Source organism: Streptomyces sp. URMC 123, assembly GCF_051386515.1.
GTDB lineage: Bacteria > Actinomycetota > Actinomycetes > Streptomycetales > Streptomycetaceae > Streptomyces.
The window spans coordinates 1-8,217 of sequence record NZ_JBPQTV010000291.1 but is presented as its reverse complement, the minus strand read 5'-3'; the positions used below and the strand labels follow the sequence as shown (position 1 = coordinate 8,217).

The window sequence follows — 8,217 nt, the reverse complement described above, 5'->3', positions numbered from 1 at the left end:
GCCCCGCCCCGAGAGCTGCGGCGCGGAGCCCGCCAGCCCCGCCCGCATGGACCTGGTCGCCGTACGGGAGCTCACCGGCGACGCCCGCTGACCCGGGCGGCTGACGGCCCGCACGGGCCACGGCCTACCGTTCGTGTCCATGGACCGTTCGGACGCCGCGACTCCACCGGCCGCGCCCGCCCAGGCCGCGCCTCACGCCGCCGGGGCCGCCCTTCCGGCGCCCCCGCCCACGGGACGACCGCCGCACCCGTCCCATCCGTCGGCCCCGTCGCGCCCGTCGAACCCCCGAGCCCGCCGCCGAGCCGGCGGGCAGGGCCGCGGCCGGCTCCGGCGCATCGGCCGGCCCCGGCGCGTCTTCTCGCAGGTTCTGCTGATGCTGCTGGCCATCGCCACCGGAGTGACCGTCCTGGCCACAGGACTGTTCCTCGCGCCCCTCGGAGCCCAGTTGGACGACCAGGCCATGCGCCGGGCCCTGGCGATCGCCCAGGCCACGGCCGCCCAGCCCCGCATCGCCGAACTGCTGGCCGAGGGGCGGCCGGCGCCCGACGGCCCGGTGCAGACGGAGGCGGAGCGGATACGGCTGGCCACCGGGGCCGAGTACGTGGTCGTCATGGACACCCGCGGGGTGCGCTGGTCGCACACCGATCCGGCCGGCATCGGTTACCGGGTCTCCACCGACCCCGGCCGCGTGCTCGCCGGGCACCCGGTGATGCAGATCGACGAGGGCACCCTCGGCCGCTCCGCGCGCGGCAAGGTCCCCCTGCGCGACCCGGCGGGCCGCGTGGTCGGCGCGGTGTCGGTGGGCATCGCGTACGAGGGCGTACGGGCCCGTCTGATCGACGCGGTGCCGGGGCTGCTGGCGTACGCCGGTGGGGCCCTCGGAGTGGGCGCGCTGGCCGCCCTGCTGGTCTCCCGGCGCTTCCGGCGCCGCACTCACGATCTGGCCTTCTCCGACATCTCGGCGCTGCTGGCCGAGCGCGAGGCGATGCTGCACGGTATCCGGGAGGGGGTGGTGGCCCTGGACGCCAAGGGGCGGGTCCGGCTGGTCAACGACGAGGCGCAGCGGCTGCTCGGCCTGGGGCCGGACAGCGCGGGCAGGCCGCTGGAGGAGGTGCTGGGGGCGAGCCGTACGGCGGATGTGCTCTCCGGCCGGGTCACGGGCACGGATCTGCTGACCGTCAGCGGTGGCAGGGTGCTCGTCGCCAACAGGATGCCGACGGACGACGGCGGGGCCGTGGCGACGCTCAGGGACCGTACGGAACTGGAGCACCTGGCCAGGGAGCTGGACGGCAGCCGGGGCCTGATCGACGCCCTGCGGGCCCAGGACCACGAGCACGCCAACCGCCTGCACACCGTGCTGGGCCTGCTGGAACTCGGGCTCCACGAGGAGGCGGTGGACTTCGTGACGGACGTCGTGGGCACGCATCGGACGACGTCCGAGGAGATCGCCCAATGGGTTCACGACCCGCTGCTCGCGGCCCTGTTGGTCGGCAAGGCGGCGGTCGCCGCGGAGCGGGGCGTATCGCTGCGCCTCGCCCCGGGCACCCTGCTGCCCGACCGGGTGATCGACCCGCGGGGGCTGGTGACGATCGTCGGCAATCTCGTCGACAACGCGCTCGACGCGGCCGCGGGCACGGCGCGCGCCACGGTGGAGGTCGAGCTCCGGGCGGAGGGCCGGGCGGCCGTCCTGCGGGTGACGGACTCCGGCCCCGGGGTGCCCCCGGACCGACGGGACGTGATCTTCACCGAGGGCTGGTCCACCAAGGAGCCCCCGGCGCACGGCAGGCGCGGCATCGGGCTCGCCCTGGTCCAGCGGCTCGTGGAGCGCCACGGGGGCGGCGTCCGCGTCGGCGCGGCGGCGGCCGGCGCGGGGGCCCAGGGCGGCGCGGAGTTCACGGTGTTCCTCCCGGAGGCGCTGACGCGGGGGCCGGAGCCAGGACTGGAGCCGGGGCCGGAGCCGCTATCGGAGCCGCGGCCGGAGCCGGGGGCGCCCACGGCGGCGGAGACGGACCCGGCGGAAGGGCGGACGCGATGACCGGCGGACCCACCCCACCGGCGGACCGTTCCCGCGCCCCCATCGACGTCCTCGTGGTGGACGACGACCAGCGGGTCGCCGGCATCAACGCGGCCTATGTGGCCAGGGTGCCCGGTTTCCGCGTCGTGGGCCGCGCCCACAGCGCCGCCGAAGCCCTGGCCTTCCTCCAGCGCTCCCGGGCCGATCTGGTCCTGCTCGACCAGTATCTGCCCGACGGCACGGGACTCGCCGTCGCCGGACGGCTGCGGGAACTCGGCCACCCCGCCGACGTGATCATGGTTACGGCGGCCCGGGACATCGCGACCGTACGGGCGGCACTGCGCCATGGCGCGCTCCAGTATCTGGTGAAGCCCTTCACGTTCACAGGACTGCGGACGAGGCTGGAGGGCTACGCCGAACTGCGGCGCACCCTGGACGAGGGCGGCGGGCAGGCCGGTCAGGAACAGGTGGACCGGATCTTCGGAGCGCTGGGCGGAGGCGGCGCGGCCGCCCCCGCCTCCCCCGGGCCGGGACCCGTACTGCCGAAGGGGCACTCGGCGGGCACCGCCGATCTCGTACGCGGTGCGCTGAGGGACGCCGACGGCCCCCTGTCGGCCCAGGATGTCGCCGAACGGTGCGGCCTCAGCCGGCAGACCGCACAGCGCTATCTCAAGCTGCTGGAGCGGACCGGGCGGGTCCGGCTCACGCTCCGCTACGGCGAGACCGGCCGCCCGGAGCACCGCTACGCCTGGCAGCACTCCTGAGCACGCCGCTCTCTGAGCCCACCGCACTCCTGAGCGCGTCACCGCTACGCCGCCGCCCCTATGCCGCCCCCGCGCCCGTCAGCGAGCGCACCTCCGTCTCGGCGTGCCGGGCGGCGTCCGCCGTCTCGGACGAGGTCACCGTGCCGAGCCAGCCCGCGAGGAAGCCCAGCGGAACGGAGACCAGGCCGGGGTTGCGCAGGGGGAAGAGCTGGAAGTCCACGCCGGGGAGGAGGGCGTCAGGACTGCCGGAGACCACCGGCGAGAACAGCACCAGGACCAGCGCCGGCACCAGCCCTCCGTAGACCGACCACACCGCGCCCCGGGTGGTGAACCTCCGCCAGAACAGCGCGTAGAGCAGTACGGGCAGATTGGCCGAGGCGGCGACGGCGAAGGCGAGCCCCACCAGGAAGGCGACATTGAGGTCCTGCGCGAGCAGGCCCAGGCCGATGGCGAGCGCGCCCACCCCGACGGCCGCGAGCCGCGCCACCGCCACCTCACCGAGCCCCTCGCCCCTCCCCCGACCGTCCTCCCGACTGTTCTCCCGGCCTTGGGCTCGACCGTCCTTCCGGCCGCTCCCGTGGCGCCGCAACGACCCGTACAGATCGTGGGCCACGGAGGTGGAGGAGGCGAGGGTGATCCCGGCGACCACCGCCAGGATGGTGGCGAAGGCGACCGCCGCCACGACCGCGAAGAGGACCGTTCCGCCGGTGGTGCCGGCTCCACCCCCCAGGGCGAGCGCCAGCAGCGGAACCGCCGTGTTCCCGGCCGCGTTGGAGGACCGTACGGCGTCCGTGCCGACCACCGCCGCGGCCCCGAACCCGAGCACGATCGTCATCAGATAGAAGCCGCCGATCAGACCGATGGCCCAGACGGCCGAGCGGCGGGCGGCCCGCGCGGTCGGCACGGTGTAGAAGCGCGACAGGATGTGCGGCAACCCGGCGGTGCCGAGGACGAGCGCCAGGCCGAGGCTGAGGAAGTCGACCCTGGCGGTCCAGCCGCCGCCGTAGGTGAGCCCGGGAGCGAGGAAGTCCCGCCCGTGTCCGCTGCCGTCGACGGCGGCCCCCAGCAGGGCGTTCACGTCCCCGTGGAAGCGCAGCAGCACCAACGCGGTGAGCGCCGTCGCCCCGCCCATGAGCAGGACCGCCTTGACGATCTGAATCCAGGTGGTGGCCCGCATCCCTCCGAAGGCCACGTAGACCACCATCAGGGCGCCCACGCCCACGACCGTCCAGGCCCGCAGCCCGTCGGCGGCGGACCCCCCGGCGGACAGCGGGTCGGAGCCGCCCAGCAGCAGGGCCACGAGGCTGCCCGCGCCGACCATTTGGGCGACCAGGTAGAGCACGGAGACGGTCACCGAGGAGACGCCGGCCGCGATCCGTACGGGCCGCTCGCGCATGCGCGCCGCCACGACGTCGGCGAGGGTGTAGCGGCCGCAGTTGCGGACCAGTTCGGCGACGAGCAGCAGCACCACGAGCCAGGCCACCAGGAAGCCCACCGAGTAGAGCATCCCGTCGTAGCCGTAGAGCGCGATCAGCCCGGAGATGCCGAGGAAGGAGGCGGCCGACATGTAGTCGCCCGAGAGGGCGAATCCGTTCTCCATCGGGGAGAAGAGCCGGCCGCCCGCGTAGAACTCCTCGGCGGAGCCCTGGCGGGTGCGGCCGACCCAGGTGGTGATGGCGAGCGTGGCGGCGACGAAGGCGCTGAACAGCACCAGGGCCAGGGTCCGGTGCTCCATGGTCATCGGCGGTCCGCGGGGCGGCCGTGCCCTCGGGTCAGCTCCTGGGTCTCCCAGCGCAGCTCCAGCGCGGCCCGGTCCCGGCGGAGCCTGGCGTGCCGGGCGTAGGCCCAGGTCAGCAGGAAGGTGGTGGCGAACTGGCCGAGCCCCGCGAGCATCGCGATGTTCACTTCACCGCTGACGGGCGTGGCCATCAGCCCGGGAGCGGTGATCGCGGCGATCACATAGCCGAAGTACCAGGCGAGGAAGGCGGCGCTGGCCGGCAGCACGAACCGCCGATAGCGGTCGCGCACCTCCTGGAAGGCGGCGCTGCGCTGCACCGCCAGATAGGCGTCGCCCGGATCGTCGGCCGCGAACGTCGATCTCTCGAGCGCCCGGGCGGACCCGCTCGGCCCCGCGGGCAGCGCCAGGGGCCGACGGCCCTGCTCCAGCGCTCTCCTCGGCACCCCGCCCCCGACCCCGACCCGTACGGAGCCCGGTCCGACGGCCCCCGCGCGGGTGGCTCCGCCGCCCGGCGCGTGACCGGCTCTCCGGCGCAGGACCGATTCATCCGGGGGCTCGTCGCCGGTCTCGCCCCAGCCGGAGGCCAACTCGTCGTACCAGGGGTCGTCCAGCCGTACCGTTCCGCCATCGCGACGGTCTTCGCGCTTGTCCACCGGAGCTCTCCTCGATCCGCCGCCTCACTGACCGCGTGCCAAGAATGGACAGAGAGCGACGCCCGGGAACTCCTCCCCTCCCGACGTTCACTCCATCAGGTGGTTGTGCGTTCAGGACTTTGACGCGAGAGCGGGCGCGTCCCCGGGAGCGGGGAGACGGCCTCGCCGACCGTCTCCCCGTGCGGGCCCGGGCTCAGGCGTCGATGCGGGAGCGGTCCAGCGTGGCCGCGGAGCTGGCGATGAACTCCTTGCGCGGCGCGACCTCGTTGCCCATCAGCAGGTCGAAGACCTGCTCCGCCGCCTCCAGGTCACCGATGTTGATCCGGCGCAGGGTGCGGTGGCGGGGGTCCATCGTGGTCTCCGCCAGCTGGTCCGCGTCCATCTCGCCCAGACCCTTGTAGCGCTGGATGCTCTCCTTGAACTTGATGCCCTTGCGCTGGAATTCGAGCAGTGTGGTGCGCAGTTCGTTGTCGGAGTACGTGTAGACGTACTTGTCCTGACCCTTCTTGGGGTGGGTCAGCTCGATCCGGTGCAGCGGCGGGACCGCCGCGAACACCCGGCCGGCCTCGACCATCGGGCGCATGTAGCGCTGGAAGAGCGTCAGCAGCAGACAGCGGATGTGCGCGCCGTCCACATCGGCGTCGACCAGCAGGACGATCTTTCCGTAGCGGGCCTGGTCGAGGTCGAAGGTGCGGCCCGAGCCCGCCCCTATGACCTGGATGATCGCCCCGCACTCGGCGTTCTTGAGCATGTCGGAAACCGACGACTTCTGAACGTTGAGGATCTTTCCGCGAATGGGCAGCAGCGCCTGGAACTCGGAGTTCCGGGCCAGCTTGGCCGTGCCCAGCGCGGAGTCCCCCTCGACGATGAACAGCTCGCTGCGGTCCACGTCGTCGCTGCGGCAGTCGGCGAGCTTGGCCGGCAGGGAGGAGGTCTCCAGCGCGGTCTTACGGCGCTGCGCCTCCTTGTGCTGGCGGGCCGCGATACGCGTACGGGCGGCCGCAACGACCTTCTCCAGCACCGATCGCGCCTGCTGCTTGGCGTCCCGCTTGGTCGAGGTCAGGAACGCCTTGAGCTCCTTGGCCACGACATTGGCGACGATCCTGGAGGCGGCCGAGGTGCCCAGCACCTCCTTGGTCTGGCCCTCGAACTGGGGCTCGGCGAGGCGCACGGTCACCACCGCCGTGAGGCCCTCCATGGCGTCGTCCTTGACGACGTCGTCCTCCGCGACGCGCAGCAGCTTCATCGAGCGCAGCGCCTCGTTGACGGTCTTGGTGACGGCGCGCTCGAAACCCGAGACGTGGGTGCCGCCCTTGGGCGTGGCGATGATGTTGACGAACGACTTGACCGTGGTGTCGTAGCCCGTTCCCCAGCGCAGCGCGATGTCCACGCCGAGCTCACGGGTGACCTCGGTCGGTGTCATGTGGCCGCGGTCGTCCAGGACCGGAACGGTCTCCTTGAAGGTGCCCTGCCCGGTCAGCCGCAGCACATCGCAGACGGGCTTGTCCTGGGCGAGGAACTCGCAGAACTCGCTGATGCCGCCGTCGAAGCGGAAGACCTCCTCCACCGGCCCCGACGGCGCGCCGTCCTGGCCGCCGAGCAGCCGCTCGTCGCGTACGACGATGGTCAGACCGGGCACCAGGAAGGCGGTCTGCCGGGCGCGGGCGTACAGCGTCTCCAGGGAGAGCCGGGCGTCCTTGAGGAAGATCTGCCGGTCCGCCCAGTAGCGAATCCGGGTGCCGGTCCGGCCGCGGGGCACCTTCTTGCCCTTCAGCAGCCCGCTGGAGGGGTCGAAGGGGGCGTCGGGCCCGGACTCGGTGAAGATCCCGGGGACGCCGCGCCGGAAGCTGATGGCGTGCGTGTGGCCGCTCCGGTCGACCTCCACGTCGAGCCGGGCCGAGAGGGCGTTCACCACGGAGGCGCCCACGCCGTGCAGACCGCCGGAGGCGGCGTACGAGCCGCCGCCGAACTTTCCGCCCGCGTGGAGCTTGGTCATGACGACCTCGACGCCCGAGAGCCCGGTCTTGGGCTCGACGTCCACGGGGATGCCCCGGCCGTTGTCCCTGACCTCGACCGAGCCGTCGTCGTGGAGGATCACCTCGATGCGGTCGCAGTGACCGCCGAGCGCCTCGTCGACGGAGTTGTCGATGATCTCCCAGAGGCAGTGCATCAGGCCTCGGCTGTCGGTCGAGCCGATGTACATGCCCGGCCGCTTGCGCACCGCTTCGAGACCCTCGAGGACGAGCAGGTGCCGCGCGGTGTAGTTGGAACCGTCACGGTCTGCTCCGGTCAGCAGCGCTGTGGACGGCACGGACGTCTCGGCGGTCACGCGTTTCGCTCCTCGCTGAATTTCTTTATGGGACCCGGGAGGGCATCCCGTGGCTGTTTCGCCGCTCAGAGCGTACCGAGGCTTGCCAGAGGGGTTGTGCCGCCACCCAGGGAACGACCATGCTAGCCGGATTTCGATCGCATGTTCGATCCCTCACGGGAGTGACTCGCACATCACGTTCCCTTCGAGGCATGAACCATTTAGGCTCCGGGCACGTCCTCATGAACACCGGCAAACCAGCCGGGGGGACAAACCCATACAAGTGCGATGAATACGTAAACCCCACGCATACGGCTCATTCGCCGCCAACCGGCAGCAACCGGCCACTCGGAAGAAACTTTCGAGGAAAAGCCACGAGCGGGAACGTTTTCGGGCTGGTTGGATGTTGACCCTGGTACGACAGCTCGTCGAGCTAGAGAAGAGGCGACGTGACTACTGTTCTGACCCCCGCGAGCCCGCTGACGGCCGCTGACCGCTGCGACCGCTGCGGCGCCCAGGCGTACCTGCGCGTCGTCCTGATCAGCGGCGGCGAACTGCTCTTTTGCGCCCACCACGGTCGCAAGTTCGAGCCGGAACTGAAGAAGATCGCCGCGGAGATACAGGACGAGACGGAGCGGCTCACCACCGTTCCCGCATCCAACCCGGACGAGGAGCACTGACACTTCGCACCACACGACGAGCCGGCGTCGGCCCTCCAGGGGCCGGACGAGGGGCGGGCG

At 72.3% G+C, this 8,217-nt stretch carries 6 protein-coding genes; 3 read left to right on the top strand and 3 right to left on the bottom strand.

Features of this window, described 5'->3' with window-relative positions; translation table 11 throughout:
• Positions 1–373 precede the first annotated feature (373 nt).
• A complete protein-coding gene (locus ACSNOD_RS25100) occupies positions 374–2,035 on the top strand; it encodes an ATP-binding protein (RefSeq protein ID WP_436769317.1) in 1,662 nt (553 codons plus the stop codon).
• A complete protein-coding gene (locus ACSNOD_RS25095; protein WP_436769316.1) occupies positions 2,032–2,778 on the top strand; it encodes a response regulator in 747 nt (248 codons plus the stop codon). The genes ACSNOD_RS25100 and ACSNOD_RS25095 overlap by 4 nt, the downstream gene beginning before the upstream one ends.
• A 58-nt stretch (positions 2,779–2,836) precedes the next feature.
• Here ACSNOD_RS25095 and ACSNOD_RS25090 read toward each other — a convergent pair whose 3' ends face one another.
• The 3 genes from ACSNOD_RS25090 to ACSNOD_RS25080 form a co-directional block, all read right to left on the bottom strand.
• Positions 2,837–4,519, bottom strand: coding sequence for a solute symporter family protein (locus ACSNOD_RS25090; RefSeq protein WP_436769315.1), 1,683 nt, complete (start codon positions 4,517–4,519; stop codon positions 2,837–2,839).
• Positions 4,516–5,169 carry a DUF485 domain-containing protein gene (locus ACSNOD_RS25085; RefSeq protein WP_436769314.1) on the bottom strand — a complete coding sequence of 218 codons (654 nt, stop codon included), beginning with the start codon at positions 5,167–5,169 and terminating at the stop codon, positions 4,516–4,518. The genes ACSNOD_RS25090 and ACSNOD_RS25085 overlap by 4 nt, the downstream gene beginning before the upstream one ends.
• Positions 5,170–5,362: 193 nt before the next feature.
• The gene (locus ACSNOD_RS25080; RefSeq protein WP_436769313.1) at positions 5,363–7,498 is read right to left on the bottom strand and encodes a DNA gyrase/topoisomerase IV subunit B; all 2,136 of its coding nucleotides are present in this window, start codon (positions 7,496–7,498) and stop codon (positions 5,363–5,365) included.
• Between the two features lie 428 nt (positions 7,499–7,926).
• Between ACSNOD_RS25080 and ACSNOD_RS25075 the strand changes: the two genes are divergently transcribed.
• Positions 7,927–8,157, top strand: coding sequence for a DUF7455 domain-containing protein (locus ACSNOD_RS25075; RefSeq protein WP_436769312.1), 231 nt, complete (start codon positions 7,927–7,929; stop codon positions 8,155–8,157).
• Positions 8,158–8,217: the final 60 nt, after the last annotated feature.